Source organism: Actinoplanes siamensis (assembly GCF_016862395.1).
Lineage (GTDB): Bacteria > Actinomycetota > Actinomycetes > Mycobacteriales > Micromonosporaceae > Actinoplanes > Actinoplanes siamensis.
In genome coordinates, this window is the sequence record NZ_BOMW01000001.1 from 12,416 (window position 1) to 39,110 (window position 26,695).

Annotated in this window: 30 protein-coding genes and 2 pseudogenes; 12 read left to right on the forward strand and 20 right to left on the reverse strand. The window is 71.7% G+C overall.

Annotated features, from left to right (window positions below):
• Window positions 1-19: 19 nt before the first annotated feature.
• From Asi03nite_RS00065 to Asi03nite_RS00080, 4 genes are all read right to left on the reverse strand, one after another.
• A complete protein-coding gene (locus Asi03nite_RS00065; protein ID WP_203675917.1) occupies window positions 20-727 on the reverse strand; it encodes a VOC family protein in 708 nt (235 codons plus the stop codon).
• On the reverse strand, window positions 724-1,563 hold the full coding sequence (locus Asi03nite_RS00070; RefSeq protein ID WP_203675919.1) for a quinone oxidoreductase family protein: 840 nt from the start codon (window positions 1,561-1,563) through the stop codon (window positions 724-726). The genes Asi03nite_RS00065 and Asi03nite_RS00070 overlap by 4 nt, the downstream gene beginning before the upstream one ends.
• A gap of 305 nt (window positions 1,564-1,868) precedes the next feature.
• The gene (locus Asi03nite_RS00075) at window positions 1,869-3,059 is read right to left on the reverse strand and encodes an RNA polymerase sigma factor (RefSeq protein WP_239102206.1); all 1,191 of its coding nucleotides are present in this window, start codon (window positions 3,057-3,059) and stop codon (window positions 1,869-1,871) included.
• Window positions 3,060-3,064: 5 nt separating this feature from the next.
• Window positions 3,065-3,436 carry a YciI family protein gene (locus Asi03nite_RS00080; protein ID WP_203675921.1) on the reverse strand — a complete coding sequence of 124 codons (372 nt, stop codon included), beginning with the start codon at window positions 3,434-3,436 and terminating at the stop codon, window positions 3,065-3,067.
• 87 nt (window positions 3,437-3,523) lie between these two features.
• On the opposite strand from Asi03nite_RS00080, the gene Asi03nite_RS00085 reads away from it, so the two are divergent.
• The 3 genes from Asi03nite_RS00085 to Asi03nite_RS00095 all read left to right on the forward strand — a co-directional run bounded on the left by Asi03nite_RS00085 (window position 3,524) and on the right by Asi03nite_RS00095 (window position 4,972).
• A complete protein-coding gene (locus Asi03nite_RS00085) occupies window positions 3,524-3,673 on the forward strand; it encodes a hypothetical protein (protein WP_203675923.1) in 150 nt (49 codons plus the stop codon).
• 7 nt (window positions 3,674-3,680) lie between these two features.
• On the forward strand, window positions 3,681-4,181 hold the full coding sequence (locus Asi03nite_RS00090) for a GyrI-like domain-containing protein (RefSeq protein WP_203675925.1): 501 nt from the start codon (window positions 3,681-3,683) through the stop codon (window positions 4,179-4,181).
• A gap of 206 nt (window positions 4,182-4,387) precedes the next feature.
• Entirely contained in the window at window positions 4,388-4,972 is a 585-nt protein-coding gene (locus Asi03nite_RS00095; protein ID WP_203675927.1) for a class I SAM-dependent methyltransferase, read from the forward strand.
• Here Asi03nite_RS00095 and Asi03nite_RS00100 read toward each other — a convergent pair.
• Genes Asi03nite_RS00100 through Asi03nite_RS00110 form a run of 3 tightly spaced genes read right to left on the reverse strand, consistent with a single transcriptional unit; the run spans window position 4,963 to window position 7,217 of the window.
• Window positions 4,963-5,463, reverse strand: a complete 501-nt coding sequence (locus Asi03nite_RS00100; RefSeq protein WP_203675929.1) for a GNAT family N-acetyltransferase — start codon at window positions 5,461-5,463, stop codon at window positions 4,963-4,965. The genes Asi03nite_RS00095 and Asi03nite_RS00100 overlap by 10 nt on opposite strands.
• A gap of 35 nt (window positions 5,464-5,498) precedes the next feature.
• Window positions 5,499-6,218, reverse strand: coding sequence for a dienelactone hydrolase family protein (locus Asi03nite_RS00105; RefSeq protein WP_203675931.1), 720 nt, complete (start codon window positions 6,216-6,218; stop codon window positions 5,499-5,501).
• A 21-nt stretch (window positions 6,219-6,239) separates the two neighbouring features.
• Window positions 6,240-7,217 (reverse strand): tyrosine-type recombinase/integrase, encoded by a 978-nt coding sequence (locus Asi03nite_RS00110; RefSeq protein WP_203675933.1) that lies wholly within the window; start codon window positions 7,215-7,217, stop codon window positions 6,240-6,242.
• An 838-nt stretch (window positions 7,218-8,055) separates the two neighbouring features.
• Between Asi03nite_RS00110 and Asi03nite_RS00115 the strand changes: the two genes are divergently transcribed.
• On the forward strand, window positions 8,056-8,790 hold the full coding sequence (locus Asi03nite_RS00115) for a hypothetical protein (protein WP_203675935.1): 735 nt from the start codon (window positions 8,056-8,058) through the stop codon (window positions 8,788-8,790).
• A 61-nt stretch (window positions 8,791-8,851) separates the two neighbouring features.
• On the opposite strand, the gene Asi03nite_RS00120 is transcribed toward Asi03nite_RS00115, so the two are convergent.
• Both Asi03nite_RS00120 and Asi03nite_RS00125 read right to left on the reverse strand, forming a co-directional pair.
• Window positions 8,852-9,688, reverse strand: a complete 837-nt coding sequence (locus Asi03nite_RS00120) for an undecaprenyl-diphosphate phosphatase (protein ID WP_203675937.1) — start codon at window positions 9,686-9,688, stop codon at window positions 8,852-8,854.
• A 58-nt stretch (window positions 9,689-9,746) separates the two neighbouring features.
• Entirely contained in the window at window positions 9,747-10,670 is a 924-nt protein-coding gene (locus tag Asi03nite_RS00125; RefSeq protein ID WP_203675939.1) for a tyrosine-type recombinase/integrase, read from the reverse strand.
• 243 nt (window positions 10,671-10,913) lie between these two features.
• Between Asi03nite_RS00125 and Asi03nite_RS00130 the strand changes: the two genes are divergently transcribed.
• Complete coding sequence (locus Asi03nite_RS00130) at window positions 10,914-11,555, forward strand: hypothetical protein (protein WP_203675941.1); 642 nt, start codon at window positions 10,914-10,916, stop codon at window positions 11,553-11,555.
• Window positions 11,552-12,739 (forward strand): PrsW family intramembrane metalloprotease, encoded by a 1,188-nt coding sequence (locus Asi03nite_RS00135; protein ID WP_203675943.1) that lies wholly within the window; start codon window positions 11,552-11,554, stop codon window positions 12,737-12,739. Before Asi03nite_RS00130 ends, Asi03nite_RS00135 begins: the two co-directional genes overlap by 4 nt.
• Window positions 12,740-12,805: 66 nt before the next feature.
• Here the strand turns inward: Asi03nite_RS00135 and Asi03nite_RS00140 are convergent, their stop codons facing one another.
• From Asi03nite_RS00140 to Asi03nite_RS00165, 6 genes are all read right to left on the reverse strand, one after another.
• Complete coding sequence (locus tag Asi03nite_RS00140) at window positions 12,806-14,404, reverse strand: ABC-F family ATP-binding cassette domain-containing protein (RefSeq protein ID WP_203675945.1); 1,599 nt, start codon at window positions 14,402-14,404, stop codon at window positions 12,806-12,808.
• Between the two features lie 315 nt (window positions 14,405-14,719).
• Entirely contained in the window at window positions 14,720-15,616 is an 897-nt protein-coding gene (locus tag Asi03nite_RS00145) for a sigma-70 family RNA polymerase sigma factor (protein ID WP_203675952.1), read from the reverse strand.
• Window positions 15,617-15,804: 188 nt separating this feature from the next.
• The gene (locus tag Asi03nite_RS00150) at window positions 15,805-16,416 is read right to left on the reverse strand and encodes a response regulator transcription factor (RefSeq protein ID WP_203675954.1); all 612 of its coding nucleotides are present in this window, start codon (window positions 16,414-16,416) and stop codon (window positions 15,805-15,807) included.
• Window positions 16,413-17,531, reverse strand: coding sequence for a sensor histidine kinase (locus Asi03nite_RS00155; protein ID WP_203675956.1), 1,119 nt, complete (start codon window positions 17,529-17,531; stop codon window positions 16,413-16,415). Before Asi03nite_RS00155 ends, Asi03nite_RS00150 begins: the two co-directional genes overlap by 4 nt.
• 22 nt (window positions 17,532-17,553) lie before the next feature.
• A complete protein-coding gene (locus tag Asi03nite_RS00160) occupies window positions 17,554-18,333 on the reverse strand; it encodes an ABC transporter permease (protein ID WP_203675958.1) in 780 nt (259 codons plus the stop codon).
• Window positions 18,330-19,268, reverse strand: a complete 939-nt coding sequence (locus Asi03nite_RS00165) for an ABC transporter ATP-binding protein (protein ID WP_203675960.1) — start codon at window positions 19,266-19,268, stop codon at window positions 18,330-18,332. The genes Asi03nite_RS00160 and Asi03nite_RS00165 overlap by 4 nt, the downstream gene beginning before the upstream one ends.
• Window positions 19,269-19,384: 116 nt before the next feature.
• Between Asi03nite_RS00165 and Asi03nite_RS00170 the strand changes: the two genes are divergently transcribed.
• A complete protein-coding gene (locus tag Asi03nite_RS00170; protein ID WP_203675962.1) occupies window positions 19,385-19,903 on the forward strand; it encodes a 2'-5' RNA ligase family protein in 519 nt (172 codons plus the stop codon).
• Here Asi03nite_RS00170 and Asi03nite_RS00175 read toward each other — a convergent pair.
• Window positions 19,900-20,610 (reverse strand): Clp protease N-terminal domain-containing protein, encoded by a 711-nt coding sequence (locus Asi03nite_RS00175; RefSeq protein ID WP_203675964.1) that lies wholly within the window; start codon window positions 20,608-20,610, stop codon window positions 19,900-19,902. The two genes, Asi03nite_RS00170 and Asi03nite_RS00175, sit on opposite strands and share 4 nt — an antisense overlap.
• A gap of 74 nt (window positions 20,611-20,684) precedes the next feature.
• On the opposite strand from Asi03nite_RS00175, the gene Asi03nite_RS00180 reads away from it, so the two are divergent.
• Together Asi03nite_RS00180 and Asi03nite_RS00185 are read left to right on the forward strand one after the other, a co-directional pair.
• A complete protein-coding gene (locus tag Asi03nite_RS00180; RefSeq protein WP_203675991.1) occupies window positions 20,685-21,131 on the forward strand; it encodes a GNAT family N-acetyltransferase in 447 nt (148 codons plus the stop codon).
• An 8-nt stretch (window positions 21,132-21,139) separates the two neighbouring features.
• Window positions 21,140-21,514, forward strand: coding sequence for a VOC family protein (locus Asi03nite_RS00185; protein ID WP_203675966.1), 375 nt, complete (start codon window positions 21,140-21,142; stop codon window positions 21,512-21,514).
• 46 nt (window positions 21,515-21,560) lie between these two features.
• Here the strand turns inward: Asi03nite_RS00185 and Asi03nite_RS00190 are convergent, their stop codons facing one another.
• The 4 genes from Asi03nite_RS00190 to Asi03nite_RS00205 all read right to left on the reverse strand — a co-directional run bounded on the left by Asi03nite_RS00190 (window position 21,561) and on the right by Asi03nite_RS00205 (window position 24,633).
• Window positions 21,561-21,914, reverse strand: a complete 354-nt coding sequence (locus tag Asi03nite_RS00190) for a DUF6204 family protein (RefSeq protein WP_203675968.1) — start codon at window positions 21,912-21,914, stop codon at window positions 21,561-21,563.
• Between the two features lie 223 nt (window positions 21,915-22,137).
• Complete coding sequence (locus Asi03nite_RS00195) at window positions 22,138-22,806, reverse strand: HAD family hydrolase (RefSeq protein ID WP_239102207.1); 669 nt, start codon at window positions 22,804-22,806, stop codon at window positions 22,138-22,140.
• Between the two features lie 63 nt (window positions 22,807-22,869).
• Window positions 22,870-23,688, reverse strand: a complete 819-nt coding sequence (locus Asi03nite_RS00200; protein ID WP_203675976.1) for an SDR family oxidoreductase — start codon at window positions 23,686-23,688, stop codon at window positions 22,870-22,872.
• A gap of 114 nt (window positions 23,689-23,802) precedes the next feature.
• A complete protein-coding gene (locus tag Asi03nite_RS00205) occupies window positions 23,803-24,633 on the reverse strand; it encodes a dihydrodipicolinate synthase family protein (RefSeq protein WP_203675980.1) in 831 nt (276 codons plus the stop codon).
• Between the two features lie 70 nt (window positions 24,634-24,703).
• Between Asi03nite_RS00205 and Asi03nite_RS00210 the strand changes: the two genes are divergently transcribed.
• The 3 genes and pseudogenes from Asi03nite_RS00210 to Asi03nite_RS00220 all read left to right on the forward strand — a co-directional run.
• The gene (locus Asi03nite_RS00210) at window positions 24,704-25,750 is read left to right on the forward strand and encodes a LysR family transcriptional regulator (protein ID WP_203675981.1); all 1,047 of its coding nucleotides are present in this window, start codon (window positions 24,704-24,706) and stop codon (window positions 25,748-25,750) included.
• A gap of 329 nt (window positions 25,751-26,079) precedes the next feature.
• Window positions 26,080-26,356: pseudogene (locus tag Asi03nite_RS00215) on the forward strand (cation acetate symporter); the annotation flags it as partial.
• 88 nt (window positions 26,357-26,444) lie between these two features.
• Window positions 26,445-26,695, forward strand: a pseudogene (locus Asi03nite_RS00220) (hypothetical protein); the annotation flags it as partial.

The window sequence follows — 26,695 nt, forward strand, 5'->3', positions numbered from 1 at the left end:
GCCCCCCCCCGCCGCACGGTCAGCGCGCCGGGGGACGGGCGGTGACGCAGTACTCCCGGCCGGCCGGATCGCGCAGCGTCGTCCACGCGCCGGGCACCCGGCGCACCACCGTGGCGCCCAACTGCTCGTGCCGGGCCACCTCGGCCGGCACGTCGGCACACGCCAGATCCACATGCACCCCGGGCGGGCCCGCGTCGATACGCTGCAACAGCAGCCGCATCGGGATCGGCGCCGGCGCCAACAGCCGCTCGAACTGCGGCGCGTCCGGCACCGGATCGTGCTCCCACCCGGTCACCGCACGCCAGAACGCGGTCTCCGCCGCATACGACCCGGCCGGAATGTCCAGACACAACTGATCGGCCACCCGGGCCGCCCCGCCCGGCGCGGTCCGCTCACCCTTCCACGCAACCAGGCAGAACACGATCCCGGCCGGCGAGCGCAGCACCACGATCTCGTCATCGCGCCACACCTGCGCGGCCCCGCGCAGCGCACCCGCGGCCTCGAACGGATCGTCCACGTGCAGATCCAGATGCCCGCGCGCCGGCGGATCACCCACCACCTGCACCCGCAGCGTCGCATCCCCGGACGGCGGCTGCAGCGTGGCGAACGTGCCGTCCCCGCGCCGCACCGACAACGTCGTCCCGGTCACCGCCAGCCAGAACCGCTCCGCCACCGACGCGTCCGCGGGCGGCGTGTCCAGGAACCCGGTCACCCAGCGCACCCTCATGGCACCAGCACCACCTTCCCGCGGTTCTCCCGCGCCTCGACGATCGCGTGCGCCCGGTCCGCCTCGGCCAGCGGCAGCCGCGCATGCACCCGCACGTCCAGATCCATCGTCCACAGCCGCCGGCCGTGCTCGGCGTACTCCCGCGGATGGTCACGCGCGAAGTGCGCCATCGCGAACCCGGTGATCGTCTTCGCCCCGGCGAGCAGATCGTAGGCGGCGACCGTGCCGCCGCCACTGCTGAAATAGATCAGCCGGCCACCGGGCCGCACCGCCCCCAGCGCCGCCGGCAGCACGTCACCGCCGGCGCCGTCGAGCACCACGTCCACCGGCTCACCCGCCGCCACGCCGGCATAGGTGCGCACCTCGTCAGCGCCCAGCCCGTACAGGAAATCGGCTTTGCCCCGGCCCGCCACCGCGACCACCCGCCCCGCGCCACCCTTGCGGGCGGCCTGGACCAGCAGATGCCCCACCCCGCTGGCCGCCGCCGTGACCAGCACCGACTCACCGGGCCGCAGCGCGGCCGCGGCCAACACGCCCAGCGCCACATGCCCGGAACGCACCAACGCCACCGCCCGCACGAACGACGCGTCGTCCGGGATCCGCTCGGCGAACGCCGCCGGCACGGCCACCTCATCGGCATAGGCGCCACCGAACGGCAACGCCACCACCCGGTCCCCGACAGCCCACCCGGACACGCCCGGACCGATCCCGATCACCTCACCGGCGACCTCCCCGCCCGGCGCCTCGCCGTTGCGGGCCCGCCGGATCGCCGGCAGCGTCACCCCGACCGCCCGCACCCGCACCACCAGCTCACCCTCGCCCGCCACCCGATCCATGCGATCACCCTACGGCGACTTTCCACCGGATCACGGCACACCGGACCGCGCGCCGCGATGCGCCAGCTTCGTCACCGGCAGTCTCGGCGACATCGATACGGGGAGCAGCACCGTGGTGGACGCCGTACCCGCCGGCCTGGACGGCCGCAGACAGGCCATGATCCTGCCGGCTCAGCGTGACAGATCCGCAGTAAGGGCCCGCGTACCGAGCTTCTCCGGCCCGGTCACGTTGGATCTGGTCGGCCCGCTGGTCTGGACACGGCCGGGCGAGCAGCACAGCCGCGCGGCCCGGCCGTTGCCGCGGGTCAGGTCAGGCGGGCCGCGCGCGACTGCAGGTACTGCCGCTCAGGAAGGCTGAGGGTGTGCCGGGCCGCGGTCCGGTATTGCTCCCGCGCCGCCGGTAGGTCGCCCGCCATCTCCAACAGGTGCGCGCGTACGGCCGGGACGCGGTGATGCCCGGCCAGCGCGGGATCGTCGGCCACCCTGGCCAGCTCGCCGAGCGCTGCCACCGGGCCGTCGACCATGGCGCCGGCGACTATCCCGTTCAGGGTCACCATGGGGCTCGGCGACAGCGCGTGCAGCATCGCGTACAGGATCTGGATCTGCGGCCAATCGGTGAGCTCGGGCCGCGCCGCCTCGCTGTGGATCGCGGCGATCGCGGCCTGTATCTGCAACGGGCCGAGGCGGCATGTCCGGAGCGCCGCCGTGATGATCTCGACGCCTTCGGTGATGGCCGCGGCGTCCCAGAGGGTGCGGTCCTGCTCGGCGAGCGGCACGAGGGCGCCGTCCTCGCGGGTCCGCGCCGACCGGCGCGCGTCCGTGAGCAGCATCAACGCCAGCAGGCCGGCGGTCTCGCCGTCGTCGGCGGGGCGCAGGGACCGCAGTTGCCGGGTCAGTCGCAACGCCTCGGTGGTCAGCTCGGCGCGGTGCAGCCGCGCGCCCGAACTCGCCGTGTGTCCCTCGTTGAAGATCAGATACAGGGTTTGACGTACGCCGGTGAGCCGCGCACGGAGCTCGTCGGCCGTCGGCATCGCGAACCGCGCGCCGCTCGCCCTGATCCGCTGCTTGGCCCGGCTGATCCGCTGGCCCACGGTGGCCTGCGGGATCAGCAGCGCCCTCGCGACCTCGGCGGTGGTGAGGCCACCGGCCGCGCGCAGCGTCAACGCCACCTGGGAGACGGCGGTGAGGCAGGGGTGACAGCAGAGCAGCAGGAGGGCGAGCTCGTCGTCACCGCGTACGTCAGGGGCCGGATCCGGTGGCAGCGCCTCGCGCCGCCACCGGGCCGTGTCGCTGCGCAGCAGCTCGATCCGGCGGCGGGAGGCCACCGTGATCAGCCAGCCGCGCGGGTTGTCCGGAACACCCTCGGCCGGCCACTGCGTGATGGCCGCCAGCAGCGCCTCCTGCACGGCGTCCTCGCACGTGTCGAAGTCGCCGTAACGGCGGACGACCACAGCGAGGACCTGCGGCACGAGAGCGCGCAGCAGATCCTCCTGCACCGGCGTCAGAACTCCCCTCCACTCATGTCGAGCACAGGCCGCACCTCGACCTCGGTGTTCACGGCGTCGGGAACCTTGGCCGCCCAGGCGACCGCCTCCTGCATGTTCGGGCAGTCGATCAGATAGAAACCGGCGAGGTGCTCCTTGACCTCGGCGAACGGCCCGTCCGAAGCGATCGCCTCGCCGTCGCGAACCGACACCCACCTGGCAAGCGAGGGATCCGCCAGGCCCGCGGAGGCGACATGCACACCCGCCCGCAGCATCTCGGCGTCCAGCTCCCGGTGAGCGCGACCGAACGCGATGCGCTGCTCCTCGGTCATCTGCTCCCAGACCTCGAGCGTGCGCGGATTGGACTGGATGAGAATCAGGTACTTCAACTTTTTCTCCTTCTCTCACCCAGCATGTCGAAACGGGACACGCGGTTTCGACGTCCCGGACGAAGAGTTTCTCTCCGGAGGTCGGACATGCACAAGATCAAAGAAGTCATCGAGAGCCGGGCGGCTACGCTGTCCGCCGGCAACATCACCGCCATGACGGCCCACTACGCTCCCGACGAGTCCGTGCCGTTCGCCATGGACGGGTCGCTGCGCGCTTGCGTCGACCTGGAACCGTGAGGTGACCATGGAGATTCTCAACGGTCCGACGATCACCACCAAGCCGGATCGGGACTGCGTAGGCATTCGCCTCGTCACACCGTTTCGCGGCATGTTCGCCGTACGCGACAGGCTGATGCACCAGTTGTACTCCTGGTTGGACGGGCAGGGTATCGCGTACGGTCACACGTTCTTCCGTCTTCATGTGGTGGACATGGACGGTCCGATGGACATCGAAGTCGGCGTCGTCACCGGCGAGGCGGTCCAGGGCGACGGCCGGATCCGCGCCGGGGTGCTGCCGGCCGGCCGGTACGCGACCTTGACGTATGTGAACCACGGCCGGCGCGCCAACGGCGCGCTGCGCGATTGGGCTCATCGGGAGGGCCTCACACTGGACCGCACGGAAAGTCCCGCCGGTGAGCGTTTCGGCTGCCGTTACGAGGCCTACCTCACCGACCCGCGCTCCGAACGCTTGAAGACCCGCTGGCACACCGAACTGGCCATCCGGCTGGCCGACGGGACCGCGTGATGGACCCGGGCCAGCCCGGACGGCGGCCGCGGCCGGTCATGTGGGCCCCGGACCGCCGAAGCTACGGCGAGCCCCAGGACAGCCGATGACGAGCTACCCCACCGGCATCTCACCCGCTGCCCCCGCCACTCCGGTACAGTCGTCGCACTCGACCGATCATCACACCCCGGTTGAGACCGTCCGGCCAGCACAACCACGGGGCGACGATGACCGACTACGACGAGCGCTACCGCACCGGCAACACGCCCTGGGAGATCGGCCGCCCCCAACCGGCCCTCACCGCCCTGCTCGAACACGGCGTGCGCGGCCCCAAAGTCCTCGACCTCGGCTGCGGCACCGGCGACCTCGCCTGCACCCTGGCCCGCCGCGGCTACCACGTCACCGGCGTCGACATCTCACCCGTGGCCATCGAACGCGCCCGCCAGAAAGCCGCAGGCCTCACCGCCCGCTTCGAAGTCCAGGACGCCACGAGGATCAACCTGCCGAACGCGCCGTTCGACACCATCTTCGACAGCGGCCTGCTGCACAACCTGCACCGCGACGGCGGCCTCGACGACTACCTCGCCCACCTGCCCACCCTCGCCGAACCCGGCACCCTGCTCTACGTCCTCGCCGTCTCCGCCGCCGCGGGGCCGGGCTGGACCATCACCCGCGACACCCTGCTGCACTGCTTCCCGGAACCCGTCTGGACCGACACCACCGTCAAAGACGTCCAGGTCACCGCCGCAGCCGACGACCAGAAACTGCTCCTGCCCGCCTTCCTGCTGCGCACCGCACGCTCCTACACCTGACCCGGCTCCAGATCCTGCGGGATCAGACTGAACGACGCCAGATCACCCCGGCCCGACCGCGTCCACGACGCATTACGCAACACCCCCTCGAACCGGAAACCCGCCGCCCGCGCCACCCCCAGCGACCCCACATTGCGCATGTCCGACAACAACGACACCCGCGCGAACCCCAGCTCCGACACCGCCCACCGGCCCGCCGCCCGCGCCGCCTCCGCCGCGAAACCCCGGCCCCGCGCCCACACCGCCGTCCAATAGTGAATCTCCGTCACCTTCGACGACCAGTCCGCGCCGAACAACGTCACATGACACGCCAACCGGCCACTGGCCCGCTCCACCCCCGCAAAAATCTCACCACGCGCACACCACTCCACCGCACGATCCAGACTCGCCCCCGCGAACCGGAAACCCACCGGCGCGAACCGCAGAAACTCCCGCTCGTTCCACGCCGCATGCACCCCCGCCGCATCCGCCGCCTCGAACGGGCGCAACACCAACCGATCGGTACGCAACGTGGCCCGCGGAAACATCAACGCCCACGAAAGAACGAGACCGCCTCGGCCAACGCCAGATCCGTCAACACCGGATCATGCCGGGCACCCACATCCCGCATGAACGCATGCTCACCACCCCGATAAACGTGCAACTCCACATCATCGAGACCAGCCGCATACAACGCCTCCACGGTCCGCAACCGCGCCTGCGCCGGCACATGCGGATCCCGCGACCCGAACACCACCATCAACCGGCCCCGGATCTCACCGGCCCGCGCCAGCGAATCCGCCACATCCGCACCCAGCACCCCATCGTGCAACCCGGTCGGATAAAAACACACAGCCGCCGACACCCGCTCATCGAACGCCGCCCGGAACGCCAGATGCCCACCGATGCAAAAACCCGTCACCAGCAACGACGACACATCCGCACGCCGCTGCAAATAATCCAGCACCACCACCCGATCGGCATCGAAGCGCGCCGTCGGCGTCGCCGCCGCACCCGCCAACCCCCGCGCCTTGCCCGCCTCGTCGAACTCCAGCGCCACCCCGGCCAGCTCACCATGCGGATAGATCTCCGGCACACACACCACGAACCCGTACGACGCCAACCGGCGCGCCGAGCGCAACGTCGACTCCGTCAGCTGAAAAATGTCCGTGTACAGCAACACCCCGGGAAACGGCCCACCCCCGACCGGCGAGACCACCACCGACCGGATCGCACCCACCCGGACCTCGTCCTCACGCAACCTCATAAGAGATCAACCTACGGGCTCTCACCCCAGCTCACGTAACACCCGGTTCGTGCGATTCGACTGGATCGCCGCCCGCTGCTGCTCCGCCGTCACCTCGATGTAGTTCTGCGACGTCGCCAGCGACGCATGCCCCAGCAACCGCATGATCTCCGACGCGTTCGCACCGTCCTCCGCCAACCGCGTCGCGAACGTGTGCCGCAACGCATGCAGCTGCGCACCCCGCGGCACCCGGTCACCGATCCCCGCCCGCCGGAAACACGAGCGCACCAGATACTGCAGACCACCCCGCCGCAACGGCGCCCCGTGCCGGTCCACCAGCAACGGATCCGCACCGTCCACCCGCCCGAACCGCACCCGCCGGCTCTGCACATACCGCCGCACCACCGCATCCAGACCGTCGTCGATCGGCACCGAACGCGGCCGACCACCCTTGCCGGCCACCTCCACCCGCCGCTCACCGGCCCGCCCCGACACCGCACCCACCCGCAGACCCAGCAACTCCGACAACCGCAACCCGGCACACAACGCCAGAGCCAGCACCAGCACGTCCCGCTCCGGCCACGGATCCCGCTGCCGCTCGTCGGCGCGCGACACCACCCGCAGCAACTGCTCCGGCGTGTCCTCACCCCGCAACGGCTTGGGGGAGTGGGCCACCAGCCGCGGCTTGTCCACCGCCGACATCGGATTGCCCGCCACCACCCCCTCGGTCACCAGGAACGTGAAGAACGCGTTCCACGACGACCAAGCCCGCGCCACCGACGCGGGGGCGCGGTCGGCGGCGAACCGCGCGAACGCGGAACGCAGCACGCGAGGGGAGAGGTCGGCAGGGGAGGCCGGCGCGGGCAGCGCATGCCGCAGCACCAGATCGAGATCGCGTCGGTACGCGGCGAGCGTGTGCGCCGACGGCTTCCGGGTGGCCCGCGCGGCGAGGAACTCGTCGATCAGCTCGGTCAGCTCAGTCGGCTCGGTGTCCGGCTCGTCAGGTGTTACTTGCTGCATAAGAGATATTATGCATGATATATACGCATTCGTTCCTGATGGACCCTAGCATGACCGCTGACGTTTAACCACCTTTCACCCGAAAGCGCCTGGGTTGGCCGGCGGTGCCACCTCTTTGGGGGAACGCTGCCAACGCCTCGATCGGGAGCGCGCAGCTCGGGAGCACGTCCGGCTGCGGCTTCGCCGTACCGCCCGGGAGCTGACGCCTCGATCGGGGAGCGCGCGACGCTCCGGTCCGGGCGCGGGCGACTGCGCCCGGACCGGGTTCGGGCGGTTGCGTGGTCGCCGCGGCGCTTCAGGCGTACCGCGGCGATCGCGGCCCCGGCCCGGCCGGAAGCCGGCGGCGGACCGCCTGGCCGGGGCCTTGGAGCTCCCGCCCGCAAGAGGTTGGAAAGCGCGCGGCCCGTCGAATGCTCCGGCGAGCCCCGCTCCGCCGTTAAGTTGACATAATGTACATTATCGACCTGATATTTCGGTTGGTCGGCCGGGCACTGGACCGGCAGTTGTCGGCGGGATGACGGTTCACGGGCTTTTCCGGCCGCGCTGACTTTTCAGGCCGCGCTGAGCGCGGCGGCCGCACCGCGGGCACGCAACGATGGGGACCGAGGCGGTCGTCGCACCGGTTCTGTCCGCATTGGTCTCGTGCGGGTGGCGCGCGGCGGGACGCCCGTTGACGGTGTTCGCGCGTGGCGCCCGCAGCCCCTCTCCCCCGTCGACGCGCGGCCGGGCGATGATCTTGTTTGGTCGTGGCGGGGCTGTTCGGCGAGGCGTGCGGGTTGTTGTCGGTGGGTGCTGGTAGAAAGAGGCCCACTCATACAGGCGTACGAAGGTGGGGACGATGGCCGCGGCGGGCGTGGAGGCCCGTGGGTTGACCACGGAGGAGTTGAGCGGGATCCGGGACGCGCTGGCGGCCGGGCGGAAGCCGAAGGTGCAGTTCACCGAGTCGGCGGGGCAGATTTCCGGGCAGATCGGGCAGGTGGTCGGGCTGGAGGATCCGGCGGTGTCCGAGGAGTGGGTGGTGGTGCGCTTCGGGCGCGACGAGTTGCCCTTCTCCCCCGGTGATCTGCGGATCGCGCCGAAGGGTGTGCCGGCTCGTAAGGCGGCGCCGGTTGCCGAGCCGGTTGCCGAGCCGGTGTTGCCGGGGCCGGAGTTTCTGATCGACAAGCCGATCGAGAAGCCGAAGCCGGCTCCGGTGCAGCGTAAGAGTGAGGATGACGTGGACAAGGAAGTGCAGCAGGACGTGTCGGCGCCGGCTCCGCGCAAGGCGGCGCGGCCGGTGAAGGCGAAGCCGTCGCCGTCGTTGACGGTGACGTTGGCGTATGGCGAGGGCGAGTGGACGGTGGGTGCGACGCAGGGTGCGAAGGCGTTGGCGAAGCCGTATGTGATCCGGCCGGCCGAGGCGTTGAAGATGGTGCAGTTGATCGACGTGCCGGGGGTGCAGGAGGCGGTCGAGCAGATTCTGGCGGCGGAGCGGGCTGAGGCGGAGCAGCAGGCGCAGCGGTTGCGGGCGGAGCTGGCGGAGATCGAGGCGCGGTTGGCGGAGTTGGGTGAGGCGGGTTCGCAGCCGTCGTGAGTTTCCGGATAGCAAAAAAGCGCCCGCGTGGATGCGGGCGCTTTTTTGTGGTGCGGGGGTGTCACTGGGCGGAGATGGTGCCTGTCGAGAGCAGGAGGATGAGCAGGGCGCCGAGGGCGAGGCGGTAGAAGATGAAGATGCTGTAGGAGTGTTTGGCGACGAATTTGAGGAGCCAGGTGACGGCGAAGTAGGCGACGACGAAGCTGACGGCGGTGGCGACGAGGGTGTTGGTCCAGCCGACGCCTCGGGAGATGTTGTCGAACTCTTCGTAGCCCTGCAGGATCGAGGCGCCGGCGAGGGCGGGTACGGACAGGAAGAACGAGAGTTTGGTGACGGTGACCCGGTCGAGGTCGCGCAGCAGGCCGGCGGACATGGTGGAGCCGGAGCGGGAGATGCCGGGGATGACGGCGAGGCATTGGACGATGCCGATGATGAGGGCGTCTTTCCAGGTGACGTCGTCTTCGTGGCGGACCTGGGTGGCGGCGTGGTCGGCGAAGGCCATGACGGCGGACCAGACGATCAGGGCGATGGCGACGAACCAGAGGCTGCGCAGGGTGGTTTCGATGGCGTCTTTGAAGGTCAGGCCGGCGATGACGATGGGGATGGAGCCGAGGATGACGGCCCAGGCGAAGCGGAAGTCGGGGTTTTCGCGGGCTGGTTTGCTGGCGAGGCCTTTGAAGAAGGCGGGGACGATCCGGAGGATGTCCTTCATCAGGAAGATGATGGTGGCCAGGACGGCGCCGGATTGGATGATGACGGTGAATGCGGTGATGTCGGGGTCGTCGAGTCGGTAACCGAGTAGTTTCTCCAGGATGGTCAGGTGACCGGTGCTCGACACCGGGAGGAACTCGGTGACGCCCTCCACTGCGCCCATCAAGATTGCTTCGAAGATGTTCAAACCCTGATCCCGCCCTGTTTGTCGCTTGTGTGGCCGGGTCAGAGCATAGGGGTGTGGGTCACGCGCTCCTGCGGCGGTCCCTGGCCGCGGCGATGGTGTACGCGGGGTCACGGTCCAGGTTGTGACGGTCACGGTCGTAGCGGCGGGTGGTGCGCGGGTCGGCGTGTCCCATGGCGTCCTGGACGTCTTCGAGGGGGACGCCTTCGGCGCGGGCGGCGGTGGCGAAGGCGTGGCGCAGCGAGTGCGGGGAGAGTTTGTCGGCGCCGGCGATGCCGGCGTCGGCGGCGAGGCGGCGTACGAGGCGGAAGACGGCGTGCCTGTCGATGCGGGAGCCGGTGGAGGTGGCGAACAGCGGTCCTGGGCCGGTGCCGCGGGTGCGCAGGTATTCGTCGAGGGTGGCGGCGGCGCCGGGGGTCAGGACGCGGCGGCGGGGGCGGCCGCCTTTGCCGGTGAAGCGGACGGTGCGGTGTCCGCGTTCCCAGCCGATGTCGGTCAGGTCGAGGCTGACCAGCTCCCCCACGCGGAGTCCGAGGTCGGCCAGGAGGGTGAGCACGGCGCGGTGGCGGGCGGCGGCGGGGCCGTCCTGCCGGTCGGCGGCGGCGAGCAGGGCGTCGACTTCTTCGGGGGTGAGGCCGACGGTGGCGGAGTGGTCGCGGTCGACGTAGGGGCGGTCCGCTCCCCCGACCGGGTTGGCCGTTACGGCGCCGAGTTTGTGCAGGAAGGCGTACCAGCTGGAGAGGCCGGAGAGTTTGCGGGCGACGGTGGCGGCGGCCATGGGGCGGGCTTCGAGGGCGCGGGCGTAGGCGTTGATGTCGAGGAAGGTGGCGTGGCGGGGGTCGAGGCCGTGTTCGGTGCACCAGGTGAGCCAGGAGGCGACGTCGCGGCGGTAGGCGTCGCGGGTGTGGTCGGACAGTCGCCGGTTCTCCAGCCAGGCCTCGGTGAACTGGGTGGCTGACGCGGTGGGGTGGGGCTGCAGCGACATGCGCCTGATCGTCTCAGTTGCGGATCACGGCGCGGTCGGCGACCTGCCCGTGGCGGTTGATGCCTGCCCGGTGGTGGGAGTTGCGCGTTCCTGCGCGGCCGGTGCGATGGCCTTCTAGAGTTTGCTGGGTCCGCTCCGGACCGGGAGGGCGGGGGCTGGCACCGAAGTGGTGTGTCACCGGGTGGCGGTGCCGGGGCCGGGGTCGGCGTGTGTCGAGGGCGGTCGTGAGGAGCTGCTGTCGCCGTGTATGAATCGGGCCTGTCGGGCGGTTGGGCGCCGGTCGAGCACCGGTTCTTCGGCTTGGATCGCCGTACTTTGCGGCCGGCGGTGTTCGCGCTGGTCGTGGGCCTGGTGTTGATTTACGGGTGGCAGGCGCTCGACGCGGCGATTCCCTGGCACAACCGGGTCAGGGCCGGTGACGTGCTGGATCTCGGTGGTGGCGCGACGGCTGTGCCGCCGGTCGGCTGGGAGCTGCAGAAGGGCTTCCTGACCGGTCAGCCCGGGGCGAGTGCGACAGATCTGCACGTGGTCCTGGCGTCCGGGGGTGCGCGTATCACCATGACGGGCTCGTCGTTCTCGGGTTCCGCGGGAGCGTTCCTGGATCAGGTTCGGCGGTCGGAGAGCGATGACAGGCCGCCGGCTGTGAATGGCCCGCGCCAGACGATCGTGACCGGTGCCGGGTTGGCCGGCGTGGTGGAGAGCAGTAGTGGCCCGGGTGGTGACGCGGTGGTCGCCGCGTTCAAGATGGCCGTCGGCCCGGCCCGGGCTGTCGAGGCGGCCCCGGCGCTGCTGGTGCGGGTGCGGACAGCGCCGGGACAGCTCCCCCAGTATCAGGAGGCTGTCGCGGCGCTGCTGCGCAGCATCACTGTGGGGGCGAGCCGATGACGGTCACGTCCGGGTCGGCCGCCGGGCGGGCGCAGCTGGCCGCGATCGAGGAGTCGGGCTGGGGTCAACCGTTCCGGCTGTTGCAGCCGCACAACGCCGCGTTCTGGGTGTATCTGCTGGGGGTGGGGACCGGTGGCCTCACCATGCTGCGGTATTTCAGCCGGGGTGGGGGCTTCTACGGGCCGGCGCTGGCTGCCGGGGTGTTGCTGTTCGGTGTGTATCTGGTGCCGTGGCTGGTGTTGCTGTGCCGGCACAACCGTTACACCTCGCAGCCGCCCGGTCTGCTGGCGACTGCTTTCGTCTGGGGTGGGGTCGCGGCCACTTTCTGGGTCTCGCTGCCGGCGAACTCGTTTTTGCTGGAGGTCTGGTCGAAGCTGGGCGGGACTAGCTTCGCGTACCGCTGGGCGGCGGGGCTGACCGCGCCGATCAACGAGGAGTGGAGCAAGGCGCTGGGGTTGGTGCTGCTCATCGGCTTGGCGCCGCGGTTGGTGCGCAGCGCTTATGACGGGTTCATCATCGGCGCGTTCATCGGTCTGGGTTTCGAGGTCTTCGAGGACGTGCTGTATGCGTTCAACAGTGCCACGTCCACGTACGGGGTGGGTCAGGTCGGTGCGGCTCTGAAGATTTTTCTGCTGCGCGGTGCGACGGGCGTCGTGTCGCATGCGTTGTTCAGTGCGATCTTCTGTACCGGGGTGATGTGGGTTCTGGGTCGGGTGCGCGGCGAACGCCGCGTCGCCCGTGGGGTGTTGGCCATGCTGACCGCGATGGTGTTCCATTTTGCCTGGGATGATGTGACGGGGCTCAGTGGTGGCGTCCCGGCGGTTGCCGACGTGCTGCCGTTCGTTCTCGCGGCTGTCGAGCTGCCGGTGCTGTTCCTGGTCCTGCGCCAGGCCGCGGCCAGGGAGCGCTCGTGGACCCGGGATCTGCTGGGTCCGGAGGTGGAGTCGGGTCTGGTTTCTCCGGCTCTGCTGGACGCGGTGAGTGGTCTGCGCAGGGACCGTAGAGCTTATGCGAGGCAGTTGCACAGTCGCCGTGCGGCCCGGCACGCCGTCGAGGCCGTGCACGATCTGGCGCATGCCCTCGCCGGTTCGGGGGCCACGGACACACCGGCGGTGGTGCACGCTCGCGCTGAGCTGCGGCGTGTCACCGCCCGCAACGGCGGGTCGTCGGTGATGGCGTCGTGACCGCAGGGGATGGCCGTCGCGCGGTGGTGCGGTCTGGGCGTGACCGGTGGCGTGCGCCTCGTCGTCTCAGTTCTGGATCACGGTGCCGTCGGTGACATGCCAGTGGCGGTTGTGGCCGACGGCGTCGGCGAAGTACTGGTCGTGGCTGACCATGAGCAGGGTTCCGCGGTAGCGGCGCAGGGCTTCTTCGATGACGTCGAGGGCGTCGAAGTCGAGGAAGTTGGTGGGTTCGTCGAGCAGCAGGATGCGGGCGGGGCTGTTGACGAGCACGGCGAGCAGCAGGCGGCGTAGTTCTCCGGCGGACAGGTCCGGTAGTCGTACGGTCCACTGGTCGGGGTCGAACTGGTGGCCGGTGAGCAGGCGTTCGGCGTCGTCGGCGTAGACCGGGACGTGGGCGCGGAAGTAGTCCATGACGGTGGTGCTGGTGCGCAGATGGTCGGTGGTCTGTGGGAGGACGGCGACGTGGGGGTGGGTGTCGGCGATGGCGCGCAGCAGTGTGGTTTTGCCGGAGCCGTTGCGGCCGGTGATCAGGATGCGGTCGGCGCGGGTGACGTCGAGGTCGACGTGATCGAGCAGGGTCCGGTCGCCGTAGGTGTGGTGCAGGCCGCGGATGGTGAGGACGGTGTCGCCGGGGTTGCCGTCGTCGTCGGGGAAGGCGAGGGTCAGTGGTGGGCGCCGGCGGGGTTCGGCGATCCATCGTACGGAGGCCATCTGGCGGCGTAGCCGGCGTTCGCGGACTTTGGCTTTGCGGGCGACGAGGCGGGCGACGCGGCGCAGGTGTGGGGCTTCGGCGCCGGAGCGGATGCTGGTTTCGACGCCGCGGGCGTGGTTTTTGGTGCGGGCGATGTCGGCTTCGGCGCGGGCGCGGTCTTTTTCCTGGGCTTCGTAGTCGAGCAGCAGGCGTTGCCAGCGGCGTTGTTTCTCCTGGCGGTAGGCGGTGTAGCCGGCGCCGGGGTAGTCCTGTGGCCGGTGGTTGATGCCGTCGAGTTCGATGATGCGGGTGACGGTGGCGTCGAGGAAGGCGCGGTCGTGGCTGACGGTGAGTACGCCGCCGGGGAAGTCGTGCAGCCAGTCGCGTAGCCAGGCGGCGCCGTCGGCGTCGAGGTGGTTGGTGGGTTCGTCGAGCAGCAGCAGGTGGGGTGTGGCCAGCAGGGCGCGGGCGAGCAGCAGGCGGGCTTGTTCGCCGCCGGAGACGCTGGTCAGGGGCAGGGTGTCGGCGAGGTGGTCGATGTCGAGGCGTTGGCGGATCTCGGTGAGCCGGGTGTCGGCGGTCCAGCCTTCGAGGGTGGTCCAGCGTTCCTGGGCGGTGGCGTAGGCGTCGAGGACGTCGTCGCCGGCGGCGAGGCGGGTTTCCAGGTGGCGCATGGTGGCGGTGACGTCGGCGAGTTCGCCGAGGCCGGCGGTGAGGAACGCGGCGACGGTGCCGGTGGGGTCGGGGACTTGTTGGGGCACGTGGGCGATGCGGGTGCCGGCGGCGAGGGTGATGCTGCCGTGGGTGGGTGGCAGGTCACCGGCGAGCACGCGCAGCAGTGTGGTTTTGCCGGCGCCGTTGGGGCCGACGATGCCGATGCGGTCGCCGTCGCGCAGGACCAGGTCGAGGTCGGCGAAGAGCAGGTCGCCGTCGTGGGCGTGGGCGAGGCCGCTGGCTTTGAGGTGGGCGGGCATGGGCGGGCCTTCCGGGAGAGCGTGGGCAACCGGGGCGGGTTGGGTGTGCTCTCACATGGCGCGTCTGTGCTCCTCCGGTTCGGGTCTGGCGACCACTGTGCCTGGTGGTCGGACCCGGTGCAAGCGCTTTGTCAGGGTTGCAGGTTGCGGCGGGCGGCCGGGCCGCTCAGCGGTCCGGCCATACTTTCGGCCCCGGCCGGAGGTGGGGCGTCGCGGACTGCCGGGTTTGGCATGCGGGCGGTCCGACCCGGGTCTCCCCCGGTTGGCGGGGCGGCGTGCCGGTCGGCACGGCCGGCCCCGCCGGGCGAGGGCTCATCAGGCGGCGACGGCCAGGCGCATGCCGTGGGCGTTGGTGACGCTCAGGCGGCTGGCCATGGTGCTGCGGGCGGCGATCTGCGCGGTGTAGGCGGCGCGGCGGCGGGTGACGCAGCCGTCCTTGGCGACCGGGGCGCTGACCTGCTCCATGTGGGTGGTCAGGCCGTCGCGCAGCAGCGCCAGGGCCTCGGTGCGCAGCTGCGAGACGCGCGACTCGGTGACGCCGAGTTCGGCGGCCACTTCGCAGAGCGGGCGTTCCTGCAGGAAGGAGGCTTCCACGACGAAGCGCAGCCGCTCGGGCAGCACGGTGACCGCGTCGTGCAGGTAGCCGAGGCGCTCGCGGTGCAGCAGCATCTCCTCGGGGTTCAGCGCCGTCTCGGGGACCATGTCCTCGGCGGTGCCGGCGGTGAAGCCCTGCAGCGAGAGGACGGCGGCGCGCTGCACGTCGTCGTCGACGTTGCTGAGTTCGCCGACCGCGACGCCGAGCAGTTCGGCCAGTTCCTCGGCGGTCGGGGTGCGGCCCAGCTGGCGGGTCAGCTCCTCGCGGGCCGCCTCGGCGCGGCGGGCGCGGGCGCGCACCGATCGGCTGGCCCAGTCCATGCTGCGCAGCTCGTCGAGCAGGGCGCCGCGCACGCGGACGGCGGCGAACCGGCCGAACGGGATGCCGCGGGACTCGTCGTAGGCCTGCGCGGCGGTGACCAGGGCGGCGTAACCGGCGGAGGCGAGGTCGTCGCGGTGCACGTGCGGCGGCACCTTGAACAGCATCTCCCGGACCATGTGGCCGACCAGCGCCATGTTGTCGCGGATCAGCTGCTCCTGCTCGCGGCTGACCGTACGGGTGGCCGCGGCGGTGCGGGTGGTGGTCGTGGCGGCGGCCTGACGAGCGGTGGCGGTCATTTCGGTTCCCCCCGTGGTGTCGGTTGCAGGGGGAACTTTTCGCGGCTACGGGTGCAGCGAACGGGCACACTTGGTTGCCGCTCGGTTGCGCTGCGAAATTCTTCTCAAGTGCGGCGGTCGGGCGTATAGCAGATTCATCGGCTGGCCGCGGCCACTTGCGGCACGCCGGCGGCCGGCGTGGCGGGGGCTCAGCCCAGCAGCCAGCCATTGTCGACGGCCAGGCGGACCGCTTCGGCGCGGGTGCGGGCGCCGGTCTTGCCGATCGCTGACGACAGGTGGTTGCGCACCGTGCCGTCGGACAGGCGCAGCTCGCGGGCGATGTCGGCGACCGTGCCGCCGTCGCTGGCCGCGCGCAGCACGTCGGTCTCGCGTTCGGTCAGCGGCGAGTCGCCGTGCGCCAGGCTCTGCGCGGCCAGAGCCGGGTCCACCACCCGCAGGCCCTGGTGGACCCGGCGGACCGCGTCGGCCAGCTGCCGCGCCGGGGTGTCCTTGACGACGAACCCGGCGGCCCCGGCGGCCATCGCCTGGCGCAGGTAGCCGGCCCGGCCGAAGGTGGTCACCATCAGCACTCTGCAGGCGGGCAGCGCGTCGTGCAGCAGCCGCGCCGCGGCGATCCCGTCCAGTCCGGGCATCTGCACGTCCAGCAGCGCCACGTCGGCGTCGTGGGCGCGGGCCGCGTCCACCACCTCGTCGCCGCGCCCCACCTCGGCGACCACCTTGAGGTCCGGTTCCAGGTCGAGCAGGGCCGCCATCGCGCCACGCACCAGGGCCTGGTCGTCGGCGAGCAACAGCTTGATCATGAGGGGATCTCCACTCGTACGCGAAAGCCCGGTTCGTCCTTGCGCCGGCCGGCGGTCAGGTGTGCGCCCAGCTCGTCGGCGCGCCGGCGCAGCCCGGCCAGGCCCTGACCGGCGTGCGACGGCGTGGCCGAGCCGGGACCGTCGTCGAGGATCTCGACGCTGTCGGGGGTCAGCCGGACCTCGGCGTGCCGGGCCCGGCTGTGCCGCACGATGTTGGTGACCGCTTCGCGGATCGTCCAGGCGAACAGCTCCCGGTTGCGGGTCGGCACGTCGTCGGCCGCGCCGGGCAGTTCGGCGGTGACGTTCGCCGCGGCCAGGGCGGCCTTGGCGGCGGCGATCTCTCCGGGCAGCGAGATGCCGCGCATGCCCATCGCGGTGGCCCGCACGTCGGCCAGCGCGTCGCGGGCCAGCGCCTCCAGGTCGTTGAGTTCGGCGCGGGCGCGTTCGACGTCGACGTCGAGCAGCCGCTGCGCCAGCTCGGCCTTGACCGCGACCACGGTCAGCGAGTGGCCGAGGATGTCGTGCAGGTCGGCGGCGATGCGGGCCCGTTCGTCGGAGACGGCCAGCGCGGCCAGCTCGTGCTGGGCCTCGATCAGCCGGCTCTGCCGCTCGAAGGCCAGGCGCATGCCCCAGGTGGCGGCCGCGGCCAGCACCACGGCCAGCGCGTAGCCCTGGCTGACGGCGTGCCAGCCCGGCACGAACCGGATGACGATCTCCACGGAGGCGGCGACGGTGACCGCAACGGCCAGGCCCTGGCGCAACGGCAGGCCCATCACCGCGCTGGCGCTCAGATACACCGCGCAGGGCAGCATCGACGACCCGGCGGCCGGGGCCTGCAGCAGCGCCAGCACCAGCATGACGGCCAGGCCGGCCCAGACCGGCAGGACCCGCTGCGGGCCCGACGCGTCGCGGCGCAGGTGACGCATCGAGCCGATCAGCACCAGGTAGGTGCCGGCGAACAGCAGCAGCGCGGCCAGCCCGACGTCGCGCCACATCCCGTCCGGGTGCCGCAGCAGCGCGTGCAGGTTCTCGCCGAGGTAGAACAGCCAGATAGCGGCGAACGCCCCGCCGAAGCGGGAGCCTCGGCCGGGGATGTCGGTGGTGGCCGGCGCCATGACTGGAAAGGTACCGGCAGGCTCAGACGCGGGCGGTGTCGCGGCGGAACCGCCACATCGCGCCGGCCGAGAAGACCAGCGTCCACGCGATCACGTTGAGCACGGCCTGCCACAGGTGCCCGCTGTGGGTGACCGGGTAGCGGGCGAGCTCGCCGACCCCGTACACCGGAGTGAATTTCGCGATCGTGGCGAAGGTGTGGCCCAGGGCGTCCAGGGGCACGAACAGCCCGCCGGCGAACGACAGCAGCGCCAGCGCCGGGCTGAGGATCTGCATCACGTTCTCGCTGGGCAACAGGTAGCCCATGAACAGGCCGAACGCGGCGAACACCAGCGCGCACACCCAGGCCAGCGCGGCGCAGCCGATCCACTCGCCGGTGGGCAGGTCGGCGCCGAAGAACAACCCTGTCACGTTGACCACGAGCACCGACACCAACCCGATGATCATCGCGAGGGTGAGCTTGACCGCGACGTACGCGGCCGGGGTGAGCGGCGTCAGCCGCAGTTGCCGGCTCCAGCCGGCGGCCCGTTCGATGGACACCATCGCCCCGCCGGAGGTGGTGGCCAGCATGGCGCCGTAGACGGCCATGCTGATCAGCACGTAGCCGGTGACGTTGCCGTCGCCGGCGCGTTCGGTCCGGTAGTCGGCGCTGGTGCCGAAGAGCAGGAAGAACGCCGGCGGCATGACCACGCTGAACACGACGGTGCGCTTGTTGCGGATCAGCCGGCGCAGCTCCAGGGCGATCATGCCGAGGGTGAAGCCGCCGTATCGGGGCAGGCTGCGGTGCACGGTGGTGGCGGTCATGCCGGGTTCTCCTCGTCGGCGGTCAGGGTGAGGAACGCGTCCTCCAGGTTCCGGGAGGTGATCTCCAGGTCCCGGGCCTCGGTGCGGGTGAGCAGGTGGCGGGCTATCGCGTCGCTGTCCTGGCCGTGCAGGTAGACGTTGTCGCCGCGGATCTCGCTGGACTCGACGCCGGGGATCGCATCCAGGTCGGCCGGCCGCGCGCCGGGCAGCGTGGCGCGCACGGTGCGGCCGGCGGCCAGGGCCTTGACCTCGCTGGCGGTGCCGTCGGCGACGATCCGGCCGCGGCGCACCAGCACCACCCGGTCGGCGTACGCGTCGGCCTCCTCCAGGTAGTGCGTGGCGAAGATGACGGTGCGGCCGCCTCGGGCGTCCTGACGGATCGCGTCCCAGAACTCGCGGCGCCCGCCGACGTCCATGCCGGTGGTGGGCTCGTCCAGGATCAGCAGCTCCGGGTCGGGCAGCAGGGCCATCGCGAACCGCAGCCGCTGCTGCTGCCCGCCGGAGCACTTGCCGACCAGCCGGTCGGCGATGTCGGCGATCCCGGCCCGCCGCAGCGCGCCGCGCACCGCGTCGCGTGGCTTGCCGAACAGCACCGCGGTCAGCCGCACGGTCTCCTCGACCGTGTAGTCCTTGAGCAGCCCACCGGACTGCATGACCGCCGACACCTGGCCCAGCGCGACAGCCTCCTGCGGGGCCCGCCCGTACACCCGTACCGTGCCCTGGGTGGGCTGGGACAGGCCCAGCAGCATGTCGACGGTGGTGGTCTTGCCGGCGCCGTTGGGCCCGAGCAGGGCCACCACCTCGCCGGGGCGGATGCGCAGATCCAGCCCGTTCACGGCGGTGACCGTGCCGAACCGTTTGACCACGCCGTCCAGGTGCACGGCCGGCTGCTGCGTGCCGGGGACCGCGAGGTCTGTCGAAGCGGTGAGCGTCATGAGAAACATTGTTCGGATCCCGCGGTGGGCGCGTCCCCGCTATGCGTCACGGCTCGCCCATGACAAACGTCAGTATGTGCTTTGCCCGGCGGCATCCCTCGACGACACTATCGCGGATGGAACCGACGCACAGCGCCCTGATCGTCCCGGTCCCGGAGGCCGAGCCGGTGGTCGCCGGCCTGCGGGCGCGACTGGACCGGTCCGCGTCCTGGGGTGTGCCCGCACACATCACGGTGATCTTCCCGTTCCTGCCGCCGGAGCAGCTGAGCCCGCCGGTGCTCGCCGCGATCCGGTTGATCGCGGCCGGCGTGCCGGGCTTCTACCTGAGCCTGGACCGGGTCGGCTGGTTCGGCGACTCCGTGCTGTGGCTGTCGCCCAGCCCGGCCGAACCGTTCCGTGAGCTGACCAACCGGCTGGCCGTGCGGTTCCCGCGGGCGCGGCCCTACGGCGGGCAGTTCACCGAGGTCGTCCCGCACCTGACCGTCGGGCAGGACTCGCCCGGGCTGGCGCAGGTGGCCGCGCAGGTCGAAACGCGGCTGCCGATCCACGCCCGGGTCACGTCGCTGCACCTGATCACCGGCCGGCCCGAGCCCGGCGACGGCTGGCAGACCCTTACCGACTTCCCGCTGGGTTAACCGGCGCGGGTCTCGTCCGGCCCGGCGGTCACGGTCTGCTCGGCGGCGGCCTTGTGCACCCCCAGCCCGTGCAGTACGCCCCCTTCGGGTTCTTCCTCCTGCAGCAGCGCGAGCAGCAGGTGACCGGTGCCGATGTGCTCGTGCGAGAGGCGCAGCGCCTCCCGGAACGTCAGCTCGAGGACCTTGCGGGAGCGGGTGTCGTAGGGAATCAGCGCCGGCACCTCGGCGGCGGCCGGCGGCAGCGCCGCGAGCATGCGCTCGCGGACCGCGTCGACGCTCAGGCCCTGCGCGGCGATCGCGCGCGCGGCCAGGCCTTCGCTCTGCTCGAGCAGCCCGAGCATCAGGTGCGCGGGGGTGATCTCGCGGTTGCGGTGCTGGGCGGCCGCGTTCATCGACGCCACGATCGCGGCGCGCGCCAGGTCGGAGAACCGGTTGAAGCCCTGCGACGGGTCGAGTTTGTCCTTGGGCACGAACCGTTTCTGCGCGGCCTGCTTGGACACTCCCATGCTGGCGCCGATCTGCGTCCAGGACGCGCCGGAGCGGCGGGCCTGGTCTACGAAGTGACCGATCAGGTGGTCGGCCAGCTCCCCCAGGTGGTCGCCGAGCAGGACCGCGTCGGAGAGCCGGTCGAGCGGGTTGTCGGGACGGTTCTTGGTGATCGCGCTGATCAGGTCGTCGAGGCGGACCGGTGGGTCGAATGAGGTCATGGCGTCAACCATAGGTTGACGCTTCGGGATCGTCAACCTTGAGTTGACGATGTAGGGTGCGTGTCGTGGCATTGATGCTCAGGCCATGGGACCCGCGCGACGCGGGGCAGCTGCGGCCGCCTCTCGACGACCCGGCGGTACGGCGATCGACCAGCCCCCTGCCGCCGCACGCGTGGATCGCGTCGCAGACGGCCGAGGGCCGGCACGCGTTCGCGGTGCTGCGCGACGGCGCGATCGCCGGGCACGTGGTCCTCAAGCGACCACGGCCCGGCCAGTGGGAGGTCGGCTACTGGACGGCCGCGCACGCCCGCCGGCAAGGCGTGGCCGGATGGGCCGTCGAGCAGATCACCGGCTGGGCGTTCGCCCGGTTCGCGATGGCCTCGATCGCGCTCATCCACGACGTGGACAACCTCGCGTCGTGCGCGGTCGCCCGCCACTGTGGATATCTGCTCGACGCCGAGTTACCGCCGCACCCGAGCTATCCACAGCCCGGCCACCGGCACGTGCGGCACCGGGCATGATGGACGGCATGACCGCCAACCCGATCCGGCACATCACCGTCGACGCGCACGACCCGCTCAAGATCGCCCAGTTCTGGGCGCAGCTGACCGGCTACCCGATCGAGGACGACTCGGACAGCGAGGAGGCGTTGCTGCGCTCGCCGTTCGAGCAGTCACCGGGCATCCTGTTCCTGGCCGTGCCCGAGGGCAAGACCGGCAAGAACCGGCTGCACCTGGACATCCAGCCGCCCACCGGCACCCGTGACGAGTTCGTCGAGCGGATGCTGTCGCTGGGCGCCAGCATCCACGAGGACCACCGCAAACCCGACGGCACCGGCTGGGTCACCATGCGCGACCCGGAGGGCAACGAGTTCTGCGTGGAGCGCAGCGCCGCGGAACGCTAGGGCGGCGTCCGCGTCCGCCGGCGCGACCGGGCCGGCGGTCGCCACATCAGTTCCCGGCGGCCTCCCGGCGGCCGCGCTTGCCGAGCGGCACCTCCGACATGTCCACCGTCTGCGAGGTGATCTTCTTGTAGCCGTAGCCGCGCTCCTCCAGCCACGCGACGGCCTTCATCTCGGCCCGGATCGCGGCCTGCGGGATCTCCTTCTCGTCATCGACCTGCTCGGCGAAACGGAAGGTGAAGAACGGGCGCGCCGCGATGTCGTAGGTGATGTGCCCCTGCTCGGTGTACCGCACGGTCAGCAGGTCGTCACCGCCGTTCGCGGCCAGCTCGGCCTTCTGCTCGTCGGTCAGGGCATCGAAGGACCCGCGTACGGTCACGCGAATCGTGCGGCTCTCGCTCATCCGGGCAGTATCGCGGTGCCGGACGCGGCAGCGACACCGGTTTTTCGCCGCCGTGCTCCGCGCCCGGCGGCCCCTCCGCCACAGTGCCGCTCTTCGCCACGGCCGCGCCACCGGCGGTCTCTTATCGCGACGCCGCTTTCCCGCCGCTCTCTCCGTGACGACGGCGCGGCCGGTCTCGGACGGCGGCCCTCCCCCGGCGCCGCATCCGGCCGGGACGGCGGGCTCAGGTCGTGGCCAGCAGCGGCAGCAGGTCCTTCGGCTCGGCCAGGACGTGGTCGGCGAGAGCGGTCGCGTCGTACATGTGGCCCCAGGCCGCGGCGGCGCCGCGACTGCCGGCCGCCCGCGCCGAGCCCAGGTCGAGCGGGGAGTCGCCGACCATGATCAGGCGGTCCGGGGTGACGCCGAGCCGGCGGGCGGCCAGCAGCAGGCCGTCCGGCGCCGGCTTGGGGTGGCGCACCAGATCGCCGCCGATCAGCAGGTCCGGTGCGATGCCGGCCGCGGCCAGCAGCAGGCCCGCGGCGCGGGTGCTGGCGCCGGTGAACACGGCGACCGGGAGGCCGGCGCCGCGCAGGGCGGCCAGCGTGTCCGCCACGCCCGGGTAGGGGGCCACCACGGCGCCGGCCAGCCGCCGGTAGTACGCCTCGTGATCAGTCGCGGTCAGCTCCCGGCCCATCAGGAAGGACAGGATCACCTCGGTGGTGCCCCGCCAGTAGGCCGCCACCACATCGTCCGGGGTCACCGGCGGGCCGCCCAGGTCGGCCACCGCACCGGCGAACGCCCGTGGCACGACTGTCGCGGAGTCGATGAGCGTGCCGTCCATGTCCCAGACCGGGATCATCGGCGCCGGCGTGCTCCAGTCCCCGACCGTCGTCATCGGGCTCGGCACGTGCATGCCGGCATCATCGCGCGCGGTGGGCGCAGGCCGGATCACCGGGTTCGGTGTGTCCATGCCGGATCACCGGGCGAGGAACTCGTGGGCGCCGCGCAACCGGGTGCGCAACACCTGCCCGGCCCGGTCGATGACCAGCCGCACGTCACCCGGGCGGCGCAGACCCAGCGCGGCCAGCGACGCCGACGGGATCGCCGCCGGGTCCAGCCCGTCACGGCGGGCGACCAGCACCCCCAGGTCGTACCGGGACACCGGGTCGGCGCCGGCCACGTTGAGCACCCCCGCGTACTCGCCGGCGGCCAGCTCCAGCAGCGCGTCGGCCAGATCGTCCACGTGCACCGGGGTGCGCACCTCGTCAGTGAACAGCGCGCCCCGCGCCCGCCCGGCGATCAGGTCACGGGTCAGCACCTCGTGCGCGCCGTTGCCGTCGCCGAGGATCAGCGACGTGCGCACCACCGCCGCCGACGGGTCGATCGCGCGGACCGCGGTCTCGGCAGCCGCCTTCGCCGACCCGTACCTGTAGACCGGGTCGGGCAGCGCCGACTCGTCGTAGCGCACCTCGCGCCCGGAGAAGACGGCGTCGCTGGAGACGTGCACCAGGCGGATGCCGCGGGCGGCCATCGCCAGGTGCGCGGCGCCGTCAGCGGTGGCCGGCCAGTCGTCGCGGTCGCGGCCCGAGGCGGTGTGCACGATCGCGTCCGGCCGCACCTCGGCCAGCACCCGGCGGATGTCGCCCGGGTCGCGGATGTCCAGCCGGACACCGGCGGTGGGAGCGGGATTCGCCACATATGTCCCGACCGGATCCCAGCCGGCCGCCGCGGCGCGGGCCACCACCCGCCGCCCCAGGGATCCGCTGCCGCCGGTGACCAGCAACCGTTTCGTCACCCGGCGCAGCCTATTAGCCGGGAGCCGGCCGGCTCCCACGCGGGCCGCACTCAGGTGCCGGCCGGATCCCCGTGGCTCTTGCTCGGGACCGGTCGGCTCCCCCGCGGTCCTTGCTCAGCAGCCGGCCAGTTCCCACGCGGCCCGCAACGCCTGCGGGGAGGCGGGGAGCAGCGGTGGCCGTACCGAAGGAGTCGGAATGCGGCCCTGCGCGTGCAGAACCGCCTTGACCACCGCGGGGTTCGGTTCGGCGAACAGCGCCGCCGACAGCCGGGCGAGCCCGTGACCCAGCTTGCGGGCGGTGCCCACGTCGCCGTCGCGCCAGGCCCGGAACAGAGCGGCGAACCGGTCCGTGGCGATGTGCGCGGACGCCAGGATCCCACCGGCCGCGCCCAGCGCCAGCAGCGGGGACAGGAAGACGTCGTCGCCGGCCAGGATCCGGAACCCGGGCGGCGGGCCGGCCAGCAGCGCGATCACGTCGGCGTCCAGGGCGCCGGTGGCGTACTTGACGCCGGCCACCCGGTCGAGCCCGCCGATGCGGCGCAGGGTGGCGGCGTCGAGGGGCTGACCGGTGCGCGCCGGCACGTGGTAGACGACCAGCGGGACCGGGCTGGCCTCGGCGAGCGCGGTGAAGTGCGCGACCACGCCCTCGGGGCCCGGGCGCACGAACGGTGGCACCAGGCTCAGCGTCGCGGCCGCCCGCGGAAACTGCTCGCCGGCGATCAACGGCACGCCGCGCGCCGCGCACACCTTGGCCAGCACGTCGAGGACACCGTGCCGCTCCGGCTGGCTGAGCGCGCCGGGTTCCCCCGTGGTGCCGAGCGCCACCAGGCCGTCGGCGCCCGCCTCCAAGATTTCCAGAGCGAGCCTCTCCAGTACGGGGTACGCCACCGCCCCGGACTCGTCGAACGGGGTGATCATCGGGACCAGGACGCCGGTGAGTTCCATGCCACGAGCCTGGCCCCCGTCGAGCATCAGGTCCAGTTCACATTCGTGGTGCTGCCCGTAAGCTGAACTGATGCTCGACGTGCGGCGGCTGGCCCTGCTCTGCGATCTGCGACGCCTCGGGACGATCGCCGCGGTGGCGCGGGCCCGGTCGTACACGCCGAGCGCGGTCTCCCAGCAACTGGCCGCGCTGGAGCGGGAGGCGGGCGTCGCGCTGCTGGAACGCACCGGCCGCCGGGTCACGTTCACGCCCGCCGGCCGGGTGCTGGCCCGGCACGCCGCGACGGTGCTGTCCGCGCTGGAGGAGACCGGTGCGGCGCTGGCGGCTCTGCGGGCCGGGCCGGCCGGGCCGCTGCGGATCGGCGCCTTCCCGACCGCGGTGCGCACGCTGTTGCCGCCGGCCCTGGTCCGGCTGGGCCGCGAGCACCCGGCTCTGGAGTTGATGGTGACCGAACTGGATCCCGTGCAGGTGCCGGCCGCCCTGCGCGAGCGGCGCCTGGACGCCGGCCTGCTCAACGACTACGACGTCGCGCCCGGCGATGTGGACCCGGACCTCGACTCGGTCCCCTTGCTGGACGAACTGGTCCACCTCGCCCTCCCCGTGGCTTCCTGGCGCGGCACGCCCGCATCCGCCGTCCACCGCGGCGGCGAGCTCACCGCTCAGCAGCCCGCAGTCCCCGAAGCCGTCGTCCCGGTAACGGCCGCCCGGGACGCGGGAACGAGCGGACCGGCCACCACGGAGTGCGCATCGCTGGCCGACGCCCGCCACCACCCATGGATCATGGCGAGCGAAGGAACCCTCTGCCACGAGGTGACACTCCGGATCTGCGCCGCCCAGGGCTACACCCCACGGGTACGCCACCGCGCCGACGACTTCGCCACCGTGCTCGCCCTGGTGGCCGCCGGCCAGGGCGTCGCGCTCGTCCCCGAACTGGCCACCACCCCAGCCGCCGTCATCCCCGCCGGGGTCCGGTTGATCCCGCTGCCGCTACGCCGCCGCACCCGGATCGCCTACCGCAAGGGCGCCGCCGCCCATCCGGCCGTAGCCGCCCTCGTCACCGCCCTCACCGACCACGGGGCTGAGGAAGAACCCCGCCCCCCGACCGTGACGCGTACGTGATGTGCCTGCTCACCTTGCTGCACGCGCCGCTGCGCCGGCGGGACATCTCCGCGGACCCGGCGCTGCGCTGGGCGGCCCGCCCTACTGGTGAGACCGCTTATTCGACTGTCGCGAGTGCGTCGCTGATGAGCGAGCAACGCGGTCGGAGAAGTTGCTCTCCGTAGCTGAAGCCAGGGAAGCGCGGGAAGGGTGCTGAGGCCTCCGGACCGACCTCAGCGCGCGGCTCGGCCGGGTCGGCTGAGAACAGTACAGGTTGGACCTTCTGGGCCCGTGCTGAGGCGTGGGCCCGGATCGTGCTGTCGGCCCGAACGGCGCCGATAAGACCACGACGCATCTGGTGGCGCGGGCTCACGGACACCGGGGCGGCCTCGGGCGTGCCGACCGGTGGCGGCGCGGCGATGGCCGCGGTGCTGGTCACGGTGTTCGGGCCGACGCTGTCCGGCTGGCAGACCGAGCTGCTCGCGCAGCCGGCCGTGTGGACGGTGCCGCTCGCGTTCACGGTGATGGTGGCGGGCTCGCTGCTGACCCGCGGCCGGGTGCCCACCGACGTGGGCGCGACGATGCTGGCGGCTGCACGCCCCGGGAGTCGCGTTAAAGATACTTTAAGGAACGCTTGCTCAGCGTCATGAACTGCTGCCACATCATTGCTCGTATATCTCGGCACAAGCAGTACCGAAACGAAGAGGAGCCGTGCATGTATCGACGCGGAGTCAGCAGCCGGACGCGCAAGCTGGTGATTGGAGGTGCCGCCGCTGCACTGCTCGGCTCGGCGCTCGCGGTGGGCACGGGGATGAGCCAGGCCGCCGTCCAACCCGGGGACAACGCGGGTGCGGGCCAGGGCAACGCCGGAGCCAGCTCCGGCAACATTGACGCTTTGGTGCCGGCGCTGGGTTTCAGCCCGGGCAATCCGAACGCGACGGCCGACCGCGTGGGCCCTACCGGGGT